The sequence below is a fragment of the Sphingomonas sp. OTU376 genome (assembly GCF_038440415.1).
Classification (GTDB): domain Bacteria; phylum Pseudomonadota; class Alphaproteobacteria; order Sphingomonadales; family Sphingomonadaceae; genus Sphingomonas; species Sphingomonas kyeonggiensis_A.
The window spans coordinates 63286-84163 of the sequence record NZ_JASATQ010000008.1; the positions used below are offsets into that span (position 1 = coordinate 63286).

General features: G+C 67.0%; 23 protein-coding genes and 2 riboswitches. Of the genes, 11 read left to right on the forward strand and 12 right to left on the reverse strand.

Going from position 1 to position 20878, the window contains the following annotated elements; translation table 11 throughout:
• Nucleotides 1-100: 100 nt before the first annotated feature.
• Nucleotides 101-1636: an aminoacyl--tRNA ligase-related protein gene (locus tag AAHM44_RS05585; protein WP_342249312.1), complete on the reverse strand. Its 1536-nt coding sequence runs from the start codon at nucleotides 1634-1636 to the stop codon at nucleotides 101-103.
• A 229-nt stretch (nucleotides 1637-1865) separates the two neighbouring features.
• On the opposite strand from AAHM44_RS05585, the gene AAHM44_RS05590 reads away from it, so the two are divergent.
• Nucleotides 1866-2663 carry a hypothetical protein gene (locus AAHM44_RS05590; RefSeq protein WP_342249313.1) on the forward strand — a complete coding sequence of 266 codons (798 nt, stop codon included), beginning with the start codon at nucleotides 1866-1868 and terminating at the stop codon, nucleotides 2661-2663.
• Nucleotides 2664-2713: 50 nt separating this feature from the next.
• On the forward strand, nucleotides 2714-3619 hold the full coding sequence (locus AAHM44_RS05595) for a DMT family transporter (RefSeq protein ID WP_269572650.1): 906 nt from the start codon (nucleotides 2714-2716) through the stop codon (nucleotides 3617-3619).
• A gap of 132 nt (nucleotides 3620-3751) precedes the next feature.
• Here the strand turns inward: AAHM44_RS05595 and AAHM44_RS05600 are convergent, their stop codons facing one another.
• Both AAHM44_RS05600 and AAHM44_RS05605 read right to left on the reverse strand, forming a co-directional pair.
• Nucleotides 3752-4333 carry a DUF938 domain-containing protein gene (locus tag AAHM44_RS05600; protein WP_342249314.1) on the reverse strand — a complete coding sequence of 194 codons (582 nt, stop codon included), beginning with the start codon at nucleotides 4331-4333 and terminating at the stop codon, nucleotides 3752-3754.
• Nucleotides 4330-4839, reverse strand: coding sequence for a CcdC protein domain-containing protein (locus AAHM44_RS05605; protein ID WP_342249315.1), 510 nt, complete (start codon nucleotides 4837-4839; stop codon nucleotides 4330-4332). The genes AAHM44_RS05600 and AAHM44_RS05605 overlap by 4 nt, the downstream gene beginning before the upstream one ends.
• A gap of 129 nt (nucleotides 4840-4968) precedes the next feature.
• On the opposite strand from AAHM44_RS05605, the gene AAHM44_RS05610 reads away from it, so the two are divergent.
• Nucleotides 4969-5442 carry a methyltransferase family protein gene (locus AAHM44_RS05610; RefSeq protein WP_269572653.1) on the forward strand — a complete coding sequence of 158 codons (474 nt, stop codon included), beginning with the start codon at nucleotides 4969-4971 and terminating at the stop codon, nucleotides 5440-5442.
• A gap of 21 nt (nucleotides 5443-5463) precedes the next feature.
• Here the strand turns inward: AAHM44_RS05610 and AAHM44_RS05615 are convergent, their stop codons facing one another.
• The gene (locus AAHM44_RS05615; protein ID WP_342249316.1) at nucleotides 5464-5790 is read right to left on the reverse strand and encodes a phage tail protein; all 327 of its coding nucleotides are present in this window, start codon (nucleotides 5788-5790) and stop codon (nucleotides 5464-5466) included.
• A 125-nt stretch (nucleotides 5791-5915) separates the two neighbouring features.
• Between AAHM44_RS05615 and AAHM44_RS05620 the strand changes: the two genes are divergently transcribed.
• The gene (locus tag AAHM44_RS05620) at nucleotides 5916-6827 is read left to right on the forward strand and encodes an oxygenase MpaB family protein (RefSeq protein WP_342249317.1); all 912 of its coding nucleotides are present in this window, start codon (nucleotides 5916-5918) and stop codon (nucleotides 6825-6827) included.
• Nucleotides 6828-6964: 137 nt separating this feature from the next.
• Here the strand turns inward: AAHM44_RS05620 and gcvPB are convergent, their stop codons facing one another.
• The 6 genes from gcvPB to AAHM44_RS05650 form a co-directional block, all read right to left on the reverse strand.
• On the reverse strand, nucleotides 6965-8539 hold the full coding sequence (gene gcvPB / locus AAHM44_RS05625) for an aminomethyl-transferring glycine dehydrogenase subunit GcvPB (RefSeq protein ID WP_342249318.1): 1575 nt from the start codon (nucleotides 8537-8539) through the stop codon (nucleotides 6965-6967).
• Nucleotides 8536-9894, reverse strand: a complete 1359-nt coding sequence (gene gcvPA, locus AAHM44_RS05630; RefSeq protein WP_342249319.1) for an aminomethyl-transferring glycine dehydrogenase subunit GcvPA — start codon at nucleotides 9892-9894, stop codon at nucleotides 8536-8538. Before gcvPA ends, gcvPB begins: the two co-directional genes overlap by 4 nt.
• Nucleotides 9895-9904: 10 nt before the next feature.
• A complete protein-coding gene (locus AAHM44_RS05635; RefSeq protein ID WP_342249320.1) occupies nucleotides 9905-10393 on the reverse strand; it encodes a hypothetical protein in 489 nt (162 codons plus the stop codon).
• The gene (gene gcvH / locus AAHM44_RS05640; protein ID WP_269572659.1) at nucleotides 10390-10761 is read right to left on the reverse strand and encodes a glycine cleavage system protein GcvH; all 372 of its coding nucleotides are present in this window, start codon (nucleotides 10759-10761) and stop codon (nucleotides 10390-10392) included. Before gcvH ends, AAHM44_RS05635 begins: the two co-directional genes overlap by 4 nt.
• On the reverse strand, nucleotides 10761-11924 hold the full coding sequence (gene gcvT / locus AAHM44_RS05645; RefSeq protein WP_342249321.1) for a glycine cleavage system aminomethyltransferase GcvT: 1164 nt from the start codon (nucleotides 11922-11924) through the stop codon (nucleotides 10761-10763). Before gcvT ends, gcvH begins: the two co-directional genes overlap by 1 nt.
• Nucleotides 11925-11991: 67 nt before the next feature.
• Nucleotides 11992-12081: riboswitch (glycine riboswitch) on the reverse strand.
• 1 nt (nucleotide 12082) lies between these two features.
• Nucleotides 12083-12171: riboswitch (glycine riboswitch) on the reverse strand.
• Between the two features lie 89 nt (nucleotides 12172-12260).
• Nucleotides 12261-12908, reverse strand: a complete 648-nt coding sequence (locus tag AAHM44_RS05650; RefSeq protein ID WP_184168961.1) for a hypothetical protein — start codon at nucleotides 12906-12908, stop codon at nucleotides 12261-12263.
• A gap of 108 nt (nucleotides 12909-13016) precedes the next feature.
• Here AAHM44_RS05650 and ispH point away from each other — a divergent pair, with 108 nt between their 5' ends.
• The 4 genes from ispH (at nucleotide 13017) to AAHM44_RS05670 (ending at nucleotide 16868) form a co-directional block, all read left to right on the forward strand.
• Complete coding sequence (gene ispH / locus AAHM44_RS05655; protein WP_342249322.1) at nucleotides 13017-13991, forward strand: 4-hydroxy-3-methylbut-2-enyl diphosphate reductase; 975 nt, start codon at nucleotides 13017-13019, stop codon at nucleotides 13989-13991.
• A gap of 60 nt (nucleotides 13992-14051) precedes the next feature.
• A complete protein-coding gene (thrB, locus tag AAHM44_RS05660; RefSeq protein WP_342249323.1) occupies nucleotides 14052-15008 on the forward strand; it encodes a homoserine kinase in 957 nt (318 codons plus the stop codon).
• Nucleotides 15005-15445, forward strand: a complete 441-nt coding sequence (gene rnhA / locus AAHM44_RS05665; protein ID WP_269572663.1) for a ribonuclease HI — start codon at nucleotides 15005-15007, stop codon at nucleotides 15443-15445. Before thrB ends, rnhA begins: the two co-directional genes overlap by 4 nt.
• A gap of 64 nt (nucleotides 15446-15509) precedes the next feature.
• Complete coding sequence (locus AAHM44_RS05670; RefSeq protein ID WP_342249324.1) at nucleotides 15510-16868, forward strand: protein arginine N-methyltransferase; 1359 nt, start codon at nucleotides 15510-15512, stop codon at nucleotides 16866-16868.
• A gap of 31 nt (nucleotides 16869-16899) precedes the next feature.
• Here AAHM44_RS05670 and AAHM44_RS05675 read toward each other — a convergent pair whose 3' ends face one another.
• Together AAHM44_RS05675 and AAHM44_RS05680 are read right to left on the reverse strand one after the other, a co-directional pair.
• The gene (locus AAHM44_RS05675) at nucleotides 16900-17256 is read right to left on the reverse strand and encodes an STAS/SEC14 domain-containing protein (RefSeq protein ID WP_269572665.1); all 357 of its coding nucleotides are present in this window, start codon (nucleotides 17254-17256) and stop codon (nucleotides 16900-16902) included.
• A 102-nt stretch (nucleotides 17257-17358) separates the two neighbouring features.
• Complete coding sequence (locus tag AAHM44_RS05680; RefSeq protein WP_184168966.1) at nucleotides 17359-17769, reverse strand: acyl-CoA thioesterase; 411 nt, start codon at nucleotides 17767-17769, stop codon at nucleotides 17359-17361.
• A gap of 179 nt (nucleotides 17770-17948) precedes the next feature.
• Between AAHM44_RS05680 and AAHM44_RS05685 the strand changes: the two genes are divergently transcribed.
• The 3 genes from AAHM44_RS05685 (at nucleotide 17949) to AAHM44_RS05695 (ending at nucleotide 20861) form a co-directional block, all read left to right on the forward strand.
• Nucleotides 17949-18647, forward strand: a complete 699-nt coding sequence (locus AAHM44_RS05685; protein WP_342249325.1) for a hypothetical protein — start codon at nucleotides 17949-17951, stop codon at nucleotides 18645-18647.
• Nucleotides 18648-18734: 87 nt separating this feature from the next.
• The gene (locus AAHM44_RS05690; protein WP_342249326.1) at nucleotides 18735-19910 is read left to right on the forward strand and encodes a glycoside hydrolase family 88/105 protein; all 1176 of its coding nucleotides are present in this window, start codon (nucleotides 18735-18737) and stop codon (nucleotides 19908-19910) included.
• 9 nt (nucleotides 19911-19919) lie between these two features.
• Nucleotides 19920-20861, forward strand: coding sequence for a DUF4861 family protein (locus tag AAHM44_RS05695; RefSeq protein WP_269572668.1), 942 nt, complete (start codon nucleotides 19920-19922; stop codon nucleotides 20859-20861).
• The last annotated feature ends 17 nt before the right edge of the window (nucleotides 20862-20878 follow it).

Below are 20878 nucleotides of genomic sequence, written 5' to 3' on the forward strand. Positions count from 1 at the left end.
AAGCGCGCAATGGACAAGGGGCGTGAGGACAGCAGACGCGGCACCGTGGACCACCCCGGCACAAGGCCGGGGTGACGGAAAGTTGTCAGCTCGGCAGACCTCAGTACGCACGCGCCACCAGGATCCGCTCCACCGCCGGCGCGCCGGTGAAGATGCAGGTGCCGGTGGCCGGCGCCGCGTCGTTGGACACGTTGCGGAAGGTGAGCTTGAGCGCCTTGATCCGCTCGACCACCTTGTCGAGCTCCGCGCCGGTCGGCTTCGACCATTCGACCTCGACCCAGCCCGGGAACTTGCCGGCATTCTCGAAATAGCTTTCGAGGCCCGCGAAGTCCGTCACGTCGCGGACGATATTGGCGTCGGTACGCGCCTTGGCCTGATCAAACAGGGTCTTCTGGATACCCTCCAGCGTGCCGACCACATCGCCGAGGAATGCGTCGCGGGCGACGATCTGCGAGTTGAGCTTGCCGTCTTCCTTGTAGAGATCGGTGCGGACGGTGACCGAGACATTGCCCCCGGCCATGTCGCGCCCGCCGACTTCGACCACGATCGGCGCGCCCTTCTTGATCCAGCCCCAGCGCTTGGTGACGGCCTTGATCGCCTTGAGGTCGAGCAGCGCGCGCACCGGCTCGCCGAATACTAGAAGCTTCCCAAGCTCCTGTTGCACGCCCTGGCAATATTCGATCAGCGCCGCGTCCTCGTCATTGTCGCGCAGCATCGGCACGATCACGACCTGCCACGGCGCCAGGCGCGGCGGCACGCGCATGCCGTCGTCGTCGCCATGCGTCATGATCATGCCGCCGATCATCCGGGTCGACATGCCCCAGCTGATCGTCTGGGCGAGCTCCTGCTGCCCTTCCGAATTCTGGAACTTGATGTCCTGCGCCGAAGAGAAGGTGGTGCCGAGAAAGTGGCTGGTGCCCGCTTGCAGCGCCTTGCCGTCCTGCATCATCGCTTCGATGCTGTAGGTCGAGACGGCGCCCGGGAAGCGCTCATTCTCGGGCTTCTCGCCGGCGATCACCGGCATCGCCGCGCAATCCTCGGCGAAGCTGCGATAGATTTCGAGGCCCTTGAGCGTCTCCGCCCGCGCCTGCTCGGCGGTGGCATAGGCGGCATGCGCCTCCTGCCAGAGGAACTCGCTGGTGCGCAGGAACATGCGGGTGCGCATCTCCCAGCGGACGACGTTCGCCCATTGGTTGATCTGCACCGGCAGGTCGCGCCACGACTGGACCCAGCGGCTGAACGCGGCGCCGATCACCGTCTCCGAGGTGGGACGCACGATCAGCGGCTCTTCGAGCTTCGCCGTGGGATCGGGCATCAGCCCACCCTTGCCGTCCGCGATCAGCCGGTGATGGGTGACCACCGCCATTTCCTTGGCGAAGCCCTCGACGTGATCGGCTTCCTTCTCGAAATAGGAGAGCGGGATGAACACCGGGAAATAGGTGTTGTCATAGCCAACGCCCTTGATGCGGTCGTCGAGCAGGCGCTGGATCCGCTCCCAGATGCCATAGCCCCACGGCCGGATGACCATGCACCCGCGCACGCCGCTCTCCTCGGCCATGTCGGCCTCGGTGATGACGGTCTGATACCATTCGGCGAAATTGGCTTCGCGGGTGACGTTGAGCGCATGCTTTATCATGGCGGTGCCTGTAATTCCCTGCCCGGCCCGCCGCAAGCGAGCCGATATTCGCGGCGTTGATTGCGAGATTCATTGAATCTCTTGAATCACCCGTACGTGCGCGGGGCACCGTCGGGACCAGCATCGTGGTGACAAATCAAATCCTACATTGCCAGCGCCATCCGCACCGGCACCCGGCTTGATTCCACCGGCCCGGCTCGCTCTACTGCCCGCCAGGGGGAATCGGGGCATGGAACAGCGGGATGTGGCGGGGCGCGAATTCTCGCGCTCGGGGCTTGTCGTCGGGATCGTCGTGCTGCTGCTGGCGGCGGTGGGTCTCGGCGCCGCGCTGTGGTTCGGCGCGAAGCTGCAGCAGCAGGCGCAATCGCCCGAGGGCATCGCCCAGTCGATCCTGAAGGACCGCAAGGGCGCCCCTTTCTTCGAGGCGCTGCGCGACAATTATCCCAAGGAGTTCGCCGACTATACCGCGCTGCTTTCCCGCCGCGTCCGCGATGGCGCGACGCGCGAGCAGATCCGGGCCGAGAGCTTCACCTGGATGCAGGCGACCACCCAGCGCCATCTCGACGAATTCGTGCAGGCGCCGCACGGCGACCTCAACCTCTATCGCCAGATGGAGATCCAGCTGGTCGAGACGATGCAGCAGGAGGATGTGCGGCTGTGCGGCCAATATGCGATGGGGACGCTGCGCCCCGGCACGCGCTACCCGCCCGAGACCGCCGAGCGGCTGATCGAAGTCGCGGCGTCGTGGATCACCGCCTCGGCCGGCGGGCGCGACCATCCCGCCGATCGCAAGATCCCGAAGGGCGACATATCCGAAGCGGATGCCGTCGCGCTGGTGACGAACATGCGGCACGCGGGGATGAACCAGACCGACCTGGAGGTCTGGACCGATCCCGCGCGGATGGCGCGGGCACGGCCGGAGCAGCAATGCGCGATCGGCCTGTACCTGCTGAAAGGCATCGTCGAGATGCCCCACGCCCCGGCCGACCGGGTTACCGGCTGGCTCGCCTCGCAGAAACTGCCCTGAACGCGCCCGGCAACATTGCCCCCGCGCGCGACTTTCCCTAGCGCCGGGGAATGGCGGGCGATCACATCCTCAAGGGCATCTTGCTGCGATTGTTCGCGGTTGCCTGCCTCGCCACCATGTCCGCGCTGATCAAGCTGGCCGAGGCGCGCGGCGCGGGGCTGGTCGAGACGATGTTCCACCGCCAGCTCTGGGCAGTGCCGCTGGTGACCGCCTGGATCGCCGCGGGCCCCGGCCTGGCATCGATCCGCACCGAGCGCTTCGGCGCGCATGTCTCGCGTACCGCGGTGGGGCTGACCGGCATGATCTTCACCTTCGGCGCGGTGCTGCTGCTGCCGCTGGCCGAGGCGGTGACCTTCCAGTTCACCGTGCCGATCTTCGCGACGATCCTGGGCGCGCTGCTGCTCAAGGAGCCGACCGGCTGGCATCGCTGGGGCGCGGTCGTGGTCGGCTTTGTCGGCGTGCTGATCGTAACCCAGCCGTGGAGCGCGCACGTCCCGCTGTTCGGCGCGACCGTCGGCCTGCTCGCCGCGCTGTTCGTGGCGATCGTCGCGATCCTGCTGCGGCAGATCGGCAAGACCGAGCCGACGGGGACGACGGTGTTCTGGTTCTCCGTCCTGTCGGTGCCGGTGCTGGCGATCCCCTATGCCTTCCAGGTCAAGCCGCACGATCCGATGACCTGGGCAATCCTGGTGGGCATCGGGCTGATCGGCGGGGTCGGCCAGCTCGCCCTGACCGGATCGGTGAAGCACGCCCCGGTCAGCGCGGTGGTGCCGATGGACTATTCGAGCCTGATCTGGGGCACACTCTATGGCTGGGCGATCTTCGGCATGTGGCCGAGCGGCTGGACCTGGCTCGGTGCCCCGGTGATCATCGCGAGCGGGCTGTACATCGTCTGGCGCGAGCGCAAGCGCGGGGTGGGCCCGGCGGTGACCAGCGCGGAGATGGAGCCGGTTTAGGGAAGGTGGAACGGACCTCGGCCACCCCCAACCCAACCGTCACCCTGAACTTGTTTCAGGGTCCAACTCTCCCCAAGCGATATCGCCGGTGGCGCGTTGGATGCTGAAACAAGTTCAGCATGACGACGAATTTCAGACTTTGCGATAGATGAGCATCAGGTTGTTCGCCGGCATCTCCACCAACCGTGCCAGCGCCAGCCCCTGCGCCGCCGCCGCTTCGCTCACCGCCTCGACGAAGCGCAGCCCGAAGCGCGGGTCCTTGTCCTTGAGCCACAGCTCGAACGCCTCGTTCGACGGCGCGGTCTCCACGCCCTCGCGGCGATAGGGTCCGTAGAGGATCAGCGGTGCCCCCTGCCCCAGCACTTTCCCCGCGCCGGCGAGCAGGCCGAGTGTCGCTTGCCACGGGCTGATATGGACCATGTTGACGCAGAGCAGCGCGTCCGCCGGCGGGAAGTCGCCGGCCGCCGCATCGATCTCCAGCGGCGGCTCGACATTGTGCAGCTCGGCGCACCAGTCCGCGATCGAGGCGAGCGCATCGCCGTCCGGATCGCTCGGCTGCCAGGTCAGGCCGGGGAAGCGCTCCGCGAAGAAGGCGCAATGCTCGCCGGTGCCGCTGGCGATCTCGAGCACCATGCCGCTGGCCGGCAGCTCCTCGGCCAGCACCGCGGCGATCGGATCGCGGTTGCGGTCGGTCGCGGGCGCGTGGCGCCTCATGCCGCGCGCGCTTCCTCGAGCAGGCGGCGAGCACGCAGGAACATCTCGACACGCTGCATGGTCAGCATGCCCAGCGCAAAGGCGATCAGCACGTCGGTCATCGCCATCACGTCGAAATGCACGCCCGGGATGCCGAGCGATTCAGCGTTGCGCGCACCGGTGCGGATCAGCACGAGGACGAGGATGAAGGCCATCGCGGCGAGCGAGCCCTTTTGCGAGATCTCGTGCGTCTCCGGGTTCACCGCGATGTGCATCATTCGCCCGCGCTGCCAGCCGAGCGCGGCGCCCGCCAGCAGCGCGGCAAAGGCGGCGACCCAGGTCATCGGCGAGGGCGGCAGGTTCCAGAAGGTCACGCCCGCGATGACGATGTAGAGCGCGGGCACCACCCACAGCCATTCGATCTTGAGCGGGCGCTCGCGGGTGAGCCGCCGCATGCGCAGCGCCAGGACGAGAAGCACGATGGCGATCGGAATCAGGTTGAACAGCGGATTGTGCTGGCCTTGCATGGTTTGCCCCCGGAAACTTGCACGTGACTTATATAAGTAATACAGCTTCTATGCCAGCCGAGTTGCGGTGCAAAGGCAAGAGGATTGCGCATGCGGGATCGCCAGTCCATCAGGGCGTCCGGAGGGTTCATGGACGTCGAACAGGATAGCGCTGGCGTGAAATTCGCGCCGGCGGCCGCTTTCATCGGGACATTGGTGGTGGGCCTCGCGCTCGGCAAGCTGCTGGGCAGCCCCGACCTGCCGCTCAACCATTCGAGCGAGCGCGGGCTGGGCTCATTGGCGACCCTGCTCGGCGTGGGCATCATGCTCTCCGCCGTCGGGCTGTTCCGTGCCGCCGGCACCGATCCCAAGCCGTGGAAGCGCACCACCGCGCTGGTCACCGACGGCGTCTATCGCTGGTCGCGCAACCCGATGTATTTCGGGATGGCGCTGGCCTATGCTGGCGTGGCGATCTGGATGGACAGCCTCGTCACGCTGCTGCTGCTGATCCCGCTGCTGATCGTGATCCAGCGCGAAGTGATCGAGCGCGAGGAGCTGTACCTCTCGGCGAAGTTCGGAGAGCGATATCTGGCCTATAGGGCCGCGGTGCGCCGCTGGATCTAGGCGCCACCTGCTCCCCAACCTCTAAGGCCGCCGGGGGAAGTCGCCGCGGATCGCGACGCAGTAGCGCAGCCGCTTTTCCTTGTCGGTCACCGGGGTCGGGATCGCCTTGCGCAGGTCGGGCAGCGCGAAGTTCGTGGAGCCGTTGCCGCCATAGCTGCTGCTGAACAGCGCAAAGAGCGCCTGGTTGCCCTGGATCGGCAGCAGCCGGCCATCGGCCTCGGCCCAGCCTTCCGGGCAGAAATCGAAACCGATCAGCCGGACCTCGCCCACGATCGCGTCGCGCTGGGCATGGGCGGGCAGCGCGAAGCCGATGGCGGCGATGGCGGATGCTAGCAGCACGGTCTTCATGGCATTTCCCCCTTGAAAGCACCGCGCAGCCTGCCTCAGCGCCCGCGCGCGGCGCAATCGGCATTTGGTCGGTTCCGGAGCAGTGCCGCCCTGAACGAAAGCGCCTGCCGGCACGTTGAAGGGATATGATCGACGCCCTCGCCCTGCCCGAGCCCCTGCTCCGCCGTATCGGCGCGGCGGCGAGCGAGATGATGGGCTCGGCGCCCGGAATGGACTTCGATTTCTCGGTACCGGCGGGCGAGCCGGCGCTGGTGCCGGCGGACTCGGTGTCGTGGCGGGTGTTCAAGAACCCGGTCACCCTGTTCATCGGCGGCGTTGCGGCGGTAATCCTCGAACTTGCCGAGCCGGGGGTGCGCGATGGCGTGTGGCAGCATTCGAGCTTCCGCACCGATGCGCTCACCCGCCTCAGGCGCACCGGCCTTGCGGCGATGATGACGGTCTATGGTCCGCGCGGCCGGGCCGAGGCGATGATCGCCGGCGTGGTGCGCGCGCATGACCGGGTAGCCGGGGTCACCAGCGAGGGCCATGGCTACCGCGCCAATGATCCGGTGCTGCTCGACTGGGTGCAGGCGACCGCCTCCTATGGCTTCATCCGCGCCTATCACTTCCATGTCGAGCGGCTGAGCTACCGCGAACGCGACAGCGCGCTGGCGGAGGGCGCGGCGGTGGCGCGGCTCTATGGTGCGATCGGCGCGCCGAAGAGCGAGGCGAGGATGGCGGCGCTGTTCGCGAAGATGGACGCGCGGCTGGTCCCCTCGCCCATCATCCACGATTTCCTGGCGATCATGGTGAAAGTGCCGGCGCTGCCGCGGGTGGCGCGGCCGTTCCAGAAGATGCTGCTGCGCGCCGCGGTCTCACTGCTGCCCGATCCGCTGATCGACCGGCTGGGGCTGGAGGACTGGCGACTGCGCGGGTTCGAGCGGAGGCTGGTGCGGGCAGTGGCACGGATGGCCGAGCGGGTGCCGCTGCTGGACTCCCCGCCGGCGAAAGCGAGCGAGCGGCTGGGATTGCCGGCGGACTGGTTGTGGAAGCGATAGCTCCCCCCCTGAAAGGGAGGGGTCGGGGGTGGGTGGAGACTTGGCGATACTGCAGCCGAGCGCCCGCTCGATTGCCGTATCGCGTAAATCGACCCACCCCTAGCCCCTCCCTTTCAGGGAGGGGGACCAGAAGGTTCTTACTCCGCAGCCTCGGCCTGGGCCGGAGCCTTCCACGCCAGCACCGGCTTGCGGGCCGCGAGCGTCTCGTCGAGGCGGCGGCGCGGGGCGAAGTGCGGGGCGGTCTTGATCGTCGGGTCGCCATTCTTGGCGCGGGCAGCCACGCTGCGGAACGCGCCGATGAACTGGTCGAGCGTCGCCTTCGACTCGGTCTCGGTCGGCTCCACCAGCATCGCGCCGTGGACGACGAGCGGGAAATACACCGTCATCGGGTGATAGCCCTCGTCGATCAGGCCCTTGGCGATGTCGATCGTCGACAGGCCCTCGGGCAGGCCCTTATCGCTGAAGATCGCCTCGTGCATGCACGGGCCGTACTTGGCGAAGGGTGCGTCGAGCACGTCGGTCATCGAGCGCAGGATGTAGTTGGCGTTGAGCACCGAATCCTCGGCGACCTGGCGCAGGCCATCGGCGCCGTGGCTGAGGATATAGGTCAGCGCGCGCGTGAACATGCCCATCTGGCCGTTGAACGCGGTCATGCGGCCGAAGGTGCCGGCATGATGCTCGCCCGCGGTCTCTTCCTCGACGAGGTGGAACTTGTCGCCCTGCTTCTCGACGAACGGCAGCGGCGCATAGGGCGCCAGTGCCGCCGACAGCACGACCGGGCCCGAGCCCGGGCCGCCGCCGCCATGCGGGGTCGAGAAGGTCTTGTGCAGGTTGATGTGCATCGCATCGACGCCGAGATCGCCCGGGCGGACCCGGCCGACAATCGCGTTGAAGTTGGCGCCGTCGCAATAGACATAGCCGCCCGCCGCATGCACCGCGTCCGAGATCGCCTTCATGTCGCGCTCGAACAGGCCGCAGGTATTGGGGTTGGTGATCATCACGCCGGCGATGTCGGGCCCCAGCCGCGCCTTGAGCGCTTCGAGATCGACACGGCCGTCCTCGGTCGCGGGGATGTCCTCGACCGAGAAGCCGGCGAACGCCGCCGTCGCCGGGTTGGTGCCGTGCGCGCTGGTCGGGACGAGCAGGATCTTGCGGTCCTGCTGGCCCTGCGCGTCGAGCGCCGAGCGGATCGCGAGGATGCCGCAAAGCTCGCCATGCGCGCCGGCCTTGGGGCTCATCGCCACCGCCTGCATGCCGGTGAGCGTGATCAGCCAGTGCGCGAGCTGGTCGATGACCTCCAGCGCACCCTGCACCGTATCGACCGGCGCGAGCGGGTGGATATCGGCGAAGCCCGGCAGGCGTGCCATGCGCTCGTTGAGGCGCGGATTATGCTTCATCGTGCACGAGCCGAGCGGGAACAGGCCCAGGTCGATCGCGTAGTTCTGGCGCGACAGGCGGGTGTAGTGGCGCACCGTCTCGGGCTCGGAAAGGCCCGGCAGGCCGATCTCGCTCGAACGCTCCAGCCCGCCGAGGCGCGAGGGCGCCGCAGGGACTTCGCCGAAATCGACGCCGGTGGTCTCGGACGAGCCGATCTCGAAGATCAGCGCCTCGTCGAGCATCAGCGCACGGTTGCCGGTGAAGGTCGAGAGGTTGCCCGCCTCGCCCGCTTCCGGGGTGGTGGGGCGCCAGCCGGACTGGTTGATCGTGCTCATGCCAGCACCTCCTGGAGTGCGGAGGCAAGCGTCTCGACGTCCTCCGATGTGGTGGTTTCCGTGACCGCGACGATCAGGCCGTTGGCGAGATCATCGGCACCCGGATAGAGGCGGCCGAGCGACACGCCAGCGAGGATTCCCTGGTCGGCAAGCGTGCGGACGACCGGACGAGCCTCCTTCGAGAGCTTCAGCGTGAACTCGTTGAAGAAGGTCGGAGTGACCAGCTCGACGCCCGGCACCTGGGCCAGGCGGTTCGCGGCGGCCGAGGCCGTGGCATGATTGATCGCGGCGAGCTGGCGCAAGCCCTTCTCGCCGAGCAGCGTCATGTGCACCGACATGGCGAGCGCGCACAGCACCGAGCTGGTGCAGATGTTCGAAGTCGCCTTCTCGCGGCGGATATGCTGCTCGCGGGTGCTGAGCGTCAGCACATAGCCGCGCTTGCCCTCGGCATCGACCGTCTCGCCACAGAGGCGACCCGGCATCTGGCGGACCAGCTTTTCCGAGCAGGCGAACAGGCCGACATAGGGCCCGCCGAACTGCAGGCCGACGCCGAGCGACTGGCCCTCGCCCACCACGATGTCCGCACCCATCTCGCCCGGCGCCTTGATCGCGCCCAGCGCCACCGGCTCGGTGACGACGGCGACGAGCAGTGCCTTCTTGGCATGCGCGGCTTCGGCGAGCTTGGAGAGGTCGGCGATACGGCCGAGGATATCCGGATACTGGACCACGACGCACGAGGTATCGTCGTCGATCCGGGCGATCAGGTCATCGGTGTCCGGAGTCGGGCTCAGCGTGGGGAGCGCCGTGACCAGCTGGTCGCCGGTGAACTTGGCCATGGTCTCGGCAACCGAGACATAATGCGGGTGCAGACCGCCCGAGAGGATCGCCTTGCCCCGCTTGGTGACGCGGCGGGCCATGGTGATGGCTTCCCAGCACGCGGTCGAGCCATCGTACATCGAGGCGTTCGCCACGTCGCAGCCGAGCAGCCGCGCGATCTGCGACTGGAACTCGAACATCATCTGCAGCGTGCCCTGCGCGATTTCCGGCTGATAGGGCGTGTATGCGGTGAGGAACTCGCCGCGCTGGATGATGTGATCGACGCTGGCCGGCACATGGTGGCGATAGGCGCCGGCACCGAGGAAGAAGGGCGCTGCCCCCGCGGCAAGGTTCTTCGCCGCCAGCTTCGTCATGTGGCGTTCGACCGCGAGCTCGCTGGCATGCATCGGCAGGCCGGGGATCGGGCCGTCGAGCACGGCGCTCTCAGGAACATCGACGAAGAGATCGTCGATCGACTTGGCGCCGATGACGCCGAGCATCGCCTCGCGATCGGGCTGGGTAAGGGGAAGGTAGCGCATCAGGGCCTTCTCACTGGGTATTGGCGGGAGCGCCTTCGGACGGGGTCCAGGCGCGGATATCGGAGGGTTCGATGCCGGCGGAACGGTCGGTGCCGCCTGCGCCGGTGCAGCTGTCCTTGGCCACCTGGGCGGTGATCACGACATAGCGTTGCTGGAAGGGCGCGGCCTGGCGGTCAAAGGCTTCGTCGCCCCCGATCCCGATCAGCGGGATGGCCTGCATCTCGTCCAGAGCGGCTCTTGCGGCCTTGAGCGCCTCGGGCGTGGTCTTGTCGCCGGCGCTGCGCTTGAAGGCATCCTTATAGGCATCCCATGCCTGCTTGCTGGCAGTCATGTGGCAGTCATAGCCGGCGCACTCACCGAGATAGCCGGCCAGCCGGACGGGCTTGCCCTTCAACGCCTCGCATTGCGCGATATAGCGATCGACCGTCGGCAGCTGCGGCGCCTGGCCGCAGCTGCCGAGCAATGCCGTTGCGGCGCAAAGGGCAAGCACACGTATCACAGCTTCGAGACGTAGTCCTGATAGGCACTGTCGTTCATCAGGCTGTCGAGCTCGCCGGTGTCGCTGAGCGTCAGCTTGAAGAACCAGCCCTCGCCCTCGGGGTCTTCGTTGACCAGCGCGGGATTGTCGGCGAGCGCTTCATTGCCCTCGATGACGGTGCCCGACACCGGCGCATAGACGTCCGACGCGGCCTTGACCGACTCGACCACGGCAGCGTCGTCACCCTTGGCGACTTCCTTGCCCTCTTCCGGCACTTCGACGAACACGATGTCGCCGAGCTGGCTCTGGGCGTATTCGGTGATGCCTACCGTGGCGGTGTCGCCATCGACGTCGATCCACTCATGATCTTCGGTGAAATAGCGGCTCATCAGGCTCCCTTTCTGACGTACTTGTGGGCGACGAAGGGCATCTTCACGACCTCCGCCGAATGGATCTTGCCACGCTGGGCAAGGGTGATCTTGGTGCCGGGCTCGGCCGATGCGGCGGGCACATAGGCCATGGCGATCGGCTTCTGGAGGGTCGGCGCGAAGCCGCCGCTGGTGACCTTGCCGACTTCGTTGCCATCGGCATCGAGGACGAGGCCGCCCTCGCGGACCGGCTGGCGTCCCTCGACGATCAGGCCGACGCGCTTGAGGATCGGGCCGTTCTCGCGCTCGAGCATGATGCGCGCGTGGCCGGGGAAGCCGCCTTCTTCGCGACGGCGCTTCTTGAGCGCGAAGCCGAGCTGGGCGGCGACCGGCGTGGTCTCGGTATCGAGGTCATGGCCGTAGAGCGGCAGGTCCGCCTCGAGGCGCAGCGAATCGCGGGCACCGAGGCCGATCGGCTTGACTTCGGGCTGGGCGGTGAGCGCATCGGCCAGCGCCTCGGCAGCCTCCGCGGGCACCGAGATCTCGAAGCCATCCTCGCCGGTATAGCCCGAGCGGCTGATCCACAGGTCGTGACCTTGCCACTGGAAGGCCGCGCCCTGCATGAAGACCAGCGCCGAGACGCACGGGATCACCCGCTCCAGCGCCACAGCCGCTTCCGGCCCCTGCAGCGCGAGCAGCGCATGGTCTTCCATGTGATTGAGGCCGATCTCGTCGGCCAGGAACTCGCGGAAATGGGCGATGTCGTCCCATTTGCAGGCGCCGTTGACGACCATGTACACTTCGCCGTCCTGGATGCGGGTGAGCATCAGGTCGTCGAGGATGCCGCCATTCTCGGCCATCAGCAGCGAATAGACCGGGTGCGAGAACTTCGCGGCCTGGATATCGGCGGGCATCAGCGCCTCGAGCGCGGCTTCGACGCCTTCGCCGGTGAAGGTCAGCTGGCCCATATGGCTGACGTCGAACAGGCCGGCATGCTCGCGGGTCCAGACATGCTCCGCCATGATGCCTTCATACTGGACGGGCATTTCATAGCCGGCGAACGGGACCATGCGGCCGCCACGGGCGCGGTGCCAGGCATCGAGCGGGAGCTTGAGCAGCTCGGCTTCGCCCTCCCCGCCTTCGGGATCGGCGCTCAGGGTCTGGTCCTGGACTTGCTCGCTCATCTGCACGCTCCGGATTCAAGTAGGGACACGATGCAATGGCGCGGAATCCTCGCGCCGTTCCATCGCCCCCTCTGTCACGGAACCTGAGAGCTTTCGCCAGTCGCCTGGCTTACCCCTTCGGTGGGACGTGGCCGGGCCGCGTCCGCTTTCCAGAGTGTCGTGTACGCGCGGTCCCTTGTGCCTGAGAGATTCCGGGGCGGTTGCTCCTTCGGCGGTGGGTTGCCCCACACTCTCCCGCGCGTGCCTATCGACAGGAGGCAGCCTTGGCCGCCCCCTCGATTCGAGTCAATTGCATTGCTTGCAAAGCGTGGTCGGACGTTGCCGCCCGGGACGCAATCAGCGCGTGACGTTGTACTTGAGCTGGTCCTCGGTCAGCTGGAAGCCGACCAGCGCCTCGAACGTCGCGGACAGAACCGCGCCGCGGATCGAGGGATCGGCGAGCGGGTCCATCGCCGCCGACTGCTCACCGGCCTTGCGCTTCTCGGTCAGGCGCTTGCGGACATCGTCCGGCAGGGTCGCGGCGCTGCGATCGACATAGGTGGTGGCGGTGCCGGTGGTCTGGGCGCGCAGCTGGCCGGGCTCGAAGTGCACGGTAACGCGGTTGATCCGCTTGGCGACCACCGAGCTGCCGCCACGCACGACCGTGACGAAATAGGGGAAGCTGACGTCACGCGCGCCATCGGCGTTCTGGCGGCGGGCCAGCACATCGAAATTGACCGTGGTGACGACCTGGGGGCCGGCGTCGTCGCACTTAGAGGTGACGTTGGTCATCACCGCATTGACGTCGATCGCGCTGGCTTCGCGGCTGTTCGCCGGATTGAAGATCGTGATGTCGCCGGTGCCCGCGGGAATCGCGACATGCGGGCAGGCCGAGCGGACCGCCGTGATGCCGGCGCCGCCGCCGGAGGCGTCGATCTCGCCGGTTTTGGCGCAGGCGCCGAGCGCGAGCGGGATCAGGGCGACAACGGCAAGCTTGCGGACCAAGACGGAAACCCTTTCAAACACACGGGACCAGAAGGGGTCCAAAGCGGCGCGCACCATAGGAACCGCGTTGAGCCCGCGCAAGCAATCGCGTAGGTGCGAGGCGGAACTATGGCAGACCAACTCAAACCTGTGCTCGAGCTGCTGATCGCAGCCCCCCGTGGCTTCTGCGCTGGCGTGGACCGCGCCATCCGTATCGTCGAGCTGGCGATCGAGAAATATGGCGCGCCCGTCTATGTGCGGCACGAGATCGTCCACAACAAATATGTCGTCGACAGCCTGAAGGCGATGGGCGCGATCTTCGTCGAGGATCTCGATCAGGTGCCGGACGGCGTGCCGGTGGTGTTCTCCGCGCACGGCGTTCCCAAGGCAGTGCCGGCCAAGGCGGAGGAGCGCGGGCTCGACTATCTCGACGCGACCTGCCCGCTCGTCTCCAAGGTGCATCGCCAGGCCGAGCGGCTGGTCAATGCCGGACGGCATATCCTGTTCATCGGCCATGCCGGCCATCCCGAGGTGATCGGCACCTTCGGCCAGGTGCCCGAAGGCGCGATGACCCTGGTCGAGACGCCCGAGGACGCCGAGCGGGTAAGCGTGGGCGACGGCGAGAACCTCGCCTTCCTCACCCAGACGACGCTGTCGGTGGACGATACCGCGGCGACGCTGGCGGTGCTCAAGCGGCGCTTTCCGAATATCCTGGCGCCCGGCCCGAACGACATCTGCTACGCGACCACCAACCGCCAGGGCGCGGTGAAGGCAATCGCCTCGTCGGTCGACCTGATGCTGGTGATCGGCGGCAAGAACTCGTCCAATTCGCTGCGCCTCGTCGAAGTCGCCGAGCGCCAGGGCACCACCGCCTATCTGATCCCGCGTGCCGAGGATATCGACTGGGCCTGGTTCGAAGGCGTCGGCACCGTCGGCGTGAGCGCGGGTGCCTCCGCCCCCGAACTGCTGGTGCGCGAGCTGGTGGACAAGCTCTCGGAGCGCTTCGAGGTGAGCGAGCGCGAAGTGGAGACGGTGCCCGAGAACGTCACCTTCAAGCTGCCGCGCGGGCTGGAAGCGCCTGATAGGGCAGCCAAGCACAACTAAGTTGTGCGGGCGCGCCCGACGGGCGATGGGTCGCCGCGTTCGAGGGGATAGGGGGGCAGCGTGGCGGTCTACACTCAGGTATCGGCGGAAGCGCTGTCGGATTTCCTGGCGAAGTTCGATGTGGGCGAGCTCGTCTCGGCCAAGGGCATTGCCGAGGGCGTGGAGAACTCCAACTATCTCGTCGATACCAGCAAGAGCCGCTTCATCCTGACGCTCTACGAGAAGCGCGTGGCGGAGGGCGACCTGCCCTATTTCATGGCGCTGCTCGAGCATCTGGCGGACAAAGGCCTGCCGGTGCCGCCCGCCGTGCCGGACCGCGACGGCACGCTGATCCACCAGCTGGAGGGACGCCCGGCGTGCCTGATCCAGTTCCTGTCGGGCGTATCGGTGTCGCACCCGACGCCGGCGCAGGCGCGTGCCGCCGGCGAGGCGATGGGCAAGCTGCACAAGGCGGCCGAGGACTTCCCGCTGAACCGGCCCAATTCGATGGGCCTCGCCGAATGGCAGCCACTGTTCGAGCGCTGCGGCCGCGACCTCGATGGCATCGCGCCGGGACTGTACGACCGCGCGGGCAAGGCGCTCGACACGATCCTCGCCGCCTGGCCGGAGGATCTGCCGACCAGCGCGATCCATGCCGACCTGTTCCCCGACAATGTGCTGATGCTCGGCAACCGGGTGACCGGGCTGATCGACTTCTATTTCGCCTGCACCGACATCCGCGCCTATGACCTGGCGGTGATGCACGGCGCCTGGGCCTTTGACGGCAAGGGCGAGAATTTCTCAGCGGAGATCGGCGCGGCGCTGATCGAGGGCTATGCCGCAAGCTTCGGCCTGTCCGATGCCGAGCGCGCCGCCCTGCCGATCCTGGCCGAGGGCGCGGCGCTCCGTTTCTTCCTGACCCGCGCCTGGGACTGGCTCAACACGCCGGCGGACGCGCTTGTCACCAGGAAAGATCCGCTCGCCTATATGCGCCGGCTGGACTTCTACGCGGCAAAGGGCGACGCGCTGTTCGCATGAGCGAACTGCAACATGTCGAAATCGCCACCGATGGCGCGTGCAAGGGCAATCCCGGCAAGGGCGGCTGGGGCGTGGTGCTACGCATGGGCGACACCGAGAAGGAACTCTCGGGTGGCGAGAAGCACACCACCAACAACCGCATGGAGATGATGGCGGCGATCCAGGGCCTGAAGGCGCTCACGCGCCCCTGCCGCGTCACCCTCTCCACCGACAGCCGCTATGTCATGGACGGGCTGACCAAGTGGATCCATGGCTGGATGAAGAATGGCTGGAGGACCGCCGACAAGAAGCCGGTGAAGAATGCCGACTTGTGGCAGGAACTGCTCGCCGCCGCCAAGCCGCACCAGGTGAAATGGGTGTGGGTGAAGGGCCATGCCGGCCATCCGGACAATGAGCGCGCCGACAAGCTGGCGAGCGATGCCGCGATCGGGATGTGACCGGCGACGGCGATTGGCCTATCGAACGGACCGCGCCCCGATACCGATATTCTAGGAAGACGACGTGACCAATCCGGCTTCGACCGACCATATGACCGAGGCACGCGCCGCGCTCGCCGAAGCGATGGCGCTGCATGAACAAGGTGACCTCGAAGGCGCCGAAGCCGGCTATCGCAAGGTGCTGGCACAGGGCTATCGCCCGGCGGACGTGCTGCCGCTGCTCGCCGGCCTGCTCGGGCGCCTGACGCGCCCCGAAGATGCACTCGCCGCCTGGGACCAGCTTCTCGCGATCGAGCCCGATCATGCCGTGGCGCTGCATGAAAAGGGGCTGACGCTGCACTGGCTCGGTCGCACCGGCGATGCGATCGCGACACTCGAGCGCGCCTGCGCGGTCGATCCCGAAAACCCGATCGCGATCGGCAACCTCGCCGTGGTGCTGGCCGATGCCGGCCGGAACCTCGACGCACTCCAGCATTTCCGCCGTGCGCTCGCGCTGCAGCCGGACAATCTGCACCTGCGCCACCAGGTCCGGCGCCTCGGCTCGGGGTCGGTGCCCTTCTGGCACATCCCGATGATGAACGACGCGCCGCGCAACGACGCGTTCGAGGATGCGATCAAGGCCGCGATCGCCGTCACCGGCCCCGACGCCCGGGTGCTCGACATCGGCGCAGGCAGCGGCCTGCTGTCGCTGATGGCCGCGCGTGCCGGGGCAAAAAGGGTCGTGGCGTGCGAGATGGATCCGATGATCGCCGACATGGCGCAGCGGATCGTCGCCCGGAACGGCTACGCCGATCGCGTCACGGTGCACGCCAAGCCCTCGACCGAACTCGCCATCGGCACCGAACTCGATGCGCCGGCCGATATCCTGGTCTCGGAAATCCTCTCAAGCGACCTGCTGACCGAGAAGGTGCTCGACACGTTCGAGGACGCCCATCGCCGCCTCCTCGCGCCCGACGCGATCGTGATCCCGCGCGCGGCGAGCGCGATGGGATGCCTGGTGGCAAGCGAGAACCTGGCCGACTATTCCTTTGTCGGCGAGGTTTCCGGGTTCGATCTTTCCGCCTTCACTGCCTTCGCGCCGCAGCGCCTGCCGATCCACGGCACGATGACCGCATGGGATCGCCTGTCGGACGATCTGGAGCTCGTTCGCCTCGACCTGACGCAGAAGAAGCATGACGCGGTACTCGCGCGGCTGAGCATTCCGGTCACCGCGAGCGGGCGCGCCATCGGCATCGTCCAGTGGATGCATATCGACCTGTGGGACGGCGTGTCGTTCGACAATCACCCCGATCGCTATACCGATGGCGGCTGGCTCCAGCTCCTGCACAGCTTCCCCGAGCCGATCGACGTGGTGGCGGGGCAGACGCTGGACATCGCGGTCGGTCACGACCGGATCACGCTGATCCTGCTCCCGCTCGCCTAACCGTCAGGCTGCGCGAAGATGCGGTGTTGCCTCAGCCCTGACGCAGCAGCCAGGTGAGCGCGGTCTCGGCGCGCCCGAAGATGCGCAGATAGGGTTGGGTCATCTCGCGGCGGATCTGCATGCGGGCAATCGCGCTTTCGGTGACGATCGCGATGCGGCTGGCCGCGGGAAAGCCGGCGAAGTGGCGACGAAAGGCCGCCACCGCCGCCTGCGCCTGCACGCCGCTGCGGCGCATGTCCATGCGCAGGAGATAGCCGGGCGCGAACCCCTCGGCATCGAACTGGTCGCGCAGCTTGCGGGCATAGTCGCCGACTTCGTCAGGCCCGAACATCGCAAGCCACTCGATATCGAGCAGATTCAGCTCTTTACGGAAGGCAACGCGGTACATGTGGCCGCTCTTGCAGCCAAAGGTTAAGGGAATCTAGACCGTGCCCAATGCGAAACGATTTGTCATGGGCACGCCACCGGGAAGCGCGCGCGGCTACCGCGCCTAGCCTTCGTCCTTGACGAAGAACTTGTCGATCACTTCGCGGGCCAGCCGTGCCGGACGCAGCGTTTCGGCATCGAGGCAGCACCAGCTCGACTTGACCTCGGCCAGCACTTCGCCGCCGCGGCGGATCACCGTCTCGTAGAAAGCGCGCGCGCCCTGGACCTTTTCGAGCAACACCGTGGCGACCACGTCGTCCTCGAGGAAGGCAGGCTTGCGATAGGTGATCTCGTGCTTGAGCGCGACCCAGAGGTGCTCGGCCACCGCCTCGACCGGCGCCAGCGCCTGCCAGTGGCTGATCACCGCTTCCTGCACCCACTTCAGATAGGAAGCGTTGTTCACGTGCCCCATGAAGTCGATATCGTCCTGAGCGACGTCGATCGGGAATTCATAGGGGAGCGCGGTGCCGGACATGTTTCCGGAATGTAGCGCATCAAGCGTTTCGAAGCGACTAAAATCCCCGGAAAACTGCGGTTTATGCGCAAAGCGCGCTTGCCGTAGCGTCATTCCGCAACCGCCTCGTTCGCGGATGCGGTTTTGCACCCAGGATTCCGTCCCAAGCCGCGTCGGGTAGTCACGGGAAGGAATCGCCCATGAAGCTCCGCCACGCCGTACCGACGCTCGTCCTGCTCACCGCAACGGCCTGCACTCCCGTCCAGATGCGCCTGCCCGTCACTTCCCCCGAGCGGACCGAGCAGGCGGTGCTCGAAGGCATAGGGGACAATCATGACGGCGAATTCATCCTGGCCGAATATGACGGCAGCTTCGTGCGCGGTGCCGGCTATCGCTGGTTCGGCAACGGGATCGGCGAAGCAGTGCAACTGGATGGCGGCGCCGCCTTCATCGTGCGCGGCGGGGAAATCCGGGGCGAGCTGAGCGCGGAATGCCGCTCCTCCGCCACCGATGTCGGCACCGGTGCGATCACCATCCGCACGCGCGGCATGGCCTATCGTTGCCGCTATGCCCGCGACCGCGAGCCGATCGCCGCACGGCTCGTGCTCGACGAGCGCGGCGCGCTGATGCGCGAGGAGCGGCGCGGCCATATCGATATGGAAGGCGTGCGGATCGACCTGCGCTCCGAGCATCGCCTTGCAGGCAGCGGCCTGCCGATGGCGATGCCCCTCGGCTATGTCTTCTCGATCGGTGGCGACGTGATCGGCGGAATCGACCTGAACGGCCGGTCAAAACACGTGCTCCTGCCCCGCGACCCGGCGTTGCGCGAAGCGGTGGTGGCGGCCGCACTCTCGCTGGCGCTGTTCATCGATCCCGAGATCGGCGAGATGTCGGAATAATTGGCCTTACCACTTGACTCGAAAACGTCGGGCCAACATCGTCCGGGCATAGCCGCGATGACAGCGGTAGCATGATGGGGATGTCCGATGAAACTGAAGCTCGCCGCCGCTCTGGCCGGAGTCGCACTCACCACCGCCGGCAGCGGCATGGCCCGCCCGGTTGCGCCGGCCGTGGCGACCGCCCCCGCCCTGCCCAGCCGCGCGCAGGTGATGGCATCGATGGAGCGCGTCGCCGACTGGCAGCTCACCCATCTCGACGACCTCAGCTACATGCCCGCCGCGCGCCCCAGCACCAAGCGCGCCCGCGACTGGCAGCAGGCGACCTTCTGGGTCGCGCTGACGCACCTCGCCGACCGCTCGAGCAGCGTACGCTACAAGGATGCGATCTTCGCCAAGGGCAAGGAGGAAGGCTGGCGGCTGGGCGACCGGCTCTACCATGCCGACGACCATATCATCGGCGCAGCCTGGATCTGGGCCGCGCGCCACGGCGCGGGCGCGCAGGCGCTCGCCCCGATGCGCGCGAGCTTCAACCAGATCCTCGCCGCGCCCAAGACCAACGACCTGCTGTTCACCGCGCCCGAGCCCGGCAAGGGCGATCCGACCTGCACCACCCGCTGGTGCTGGTGCGACGCGCTGTTCATGGCACCACCGACGCTGTGGGCGCTGAGCAAGGACACGAAGGACAAGCGCTACGCCGCCTTTGCCGACAAGGAATATCGCGCGACCACCGACTATCTGTTCGACAAGTCCGAGGACCTCTATTTCCGCGACAGCCGCTTCTTCGACCAGCGCGGCGCCCATGGCGAGAAGCTGTTCTGGAGCCGCGGCAATGGCTGGGTGTTCTCCGGCCTGGCCCGGATGATCCCCGAGATTCCGGCCAAGGATCCGCGCCGCCCCTATTACGTCAAGCTGTTCAAGGAGATGGCGGCGAAGCTGGTGAAGCTGCAGCGCGGCAACGGCTATTGGCCGCCCTCGCTGCTCGCCGATCCCGAGCGCTCGCAGGATGAATCGAGCGGCACCGGCTTCTACGTCCATGGCATGGCATGGGGAATCAAGGCTGGTCTTCTCGATCGCAAGACCTATCTCCCTGCGGTTACAAAGGGTTGGGCGGCACTTGAGAGAGCCGTTCAGCCGAATGGAATGTTGGGCTGGGTACAGCAAGTGAGCGACCGGCCGGACGTCGTGAAGGCCGAGGACGCGCAATTCTATGGTACGGGCGCGTATCTGCTCGCCGGCGCCGCGGTCCATGATCTGACGAGGTAAGGAAGACATATGAAGCATGCCCTCTGGCTCCTCGCCGCCCCCCTGCTGGTCGCGGCCGGGCAGGACAGCCCGCCGCCGGCCCCGCTGGCGACGCTCAACGTCCGCCAGGCGGATGGCAGCTACAAGCTGGTCGACCGGTTCGACGTGCCGGCGGATCACAAGATCCATGACGGCATGATCGCGATGGAAGGACCAGGTTGGGAGAGCGACAAGGTCGCCTATCGCCTGTACCTCGACGAGCGGAACGTGCCCGACATCTATGGCAAGAAGCTGCCCGGGAACGTGCTGCCGACGATCGGCATGGGCCAGGACAATTATCACTCGATGGCACCCTGGGGGCAGGACATCTTCCAGGTCGACCAGTCGCTCGGCATGGGCGGGATCGGCGTGCTGCGCGGCGGCGCGGCGACCCAGCTCGGCAAGGCGAAGATCAGCGCGCGCGTGTTCAACACCGATCGCGCGGCGACGGTGCTGGTCAACAATGTCGGCTTCCCCGGCGAAGGCGGGCCGGCCGACCTTTCGACCACCTACCGGATCTTCGCGGGATCGCGGCTGACCAATGTCGAGGCGCGGGTGAGCGGCAAGGTGCCGCAGATGATCGCGGGGCTGACGCTGCACGACGGGGTCAGCAAGATCGAGAGCCCGAAGCGCGGCAAGTGGCGCTATTTCGCCACCTGGGGCAAGCAGAGCCTGGCCGGGGACGATCTGGGCATCGCGCTCTTCTATCCGGCCGACGAGGCCGCGGGCACCGGCAGCGACGGCAAGACGCTGTACGTGACCTTCTGCGACCCGCGGAACATCCGCTATGCGTTCGGTGCCGTCTGGGTGCAGGAGCCGGGCGCGCCGAAAACCGAGCGCGAATTCCGGAAGTGGCTGGACGATACCGCGACCGACCTGGCGACCCAGCCCTATGTGGTGGGCGCGGTGCAGAAGACCTGCGCGGCGAAGTGAAGAGGCCCTGACGGTTC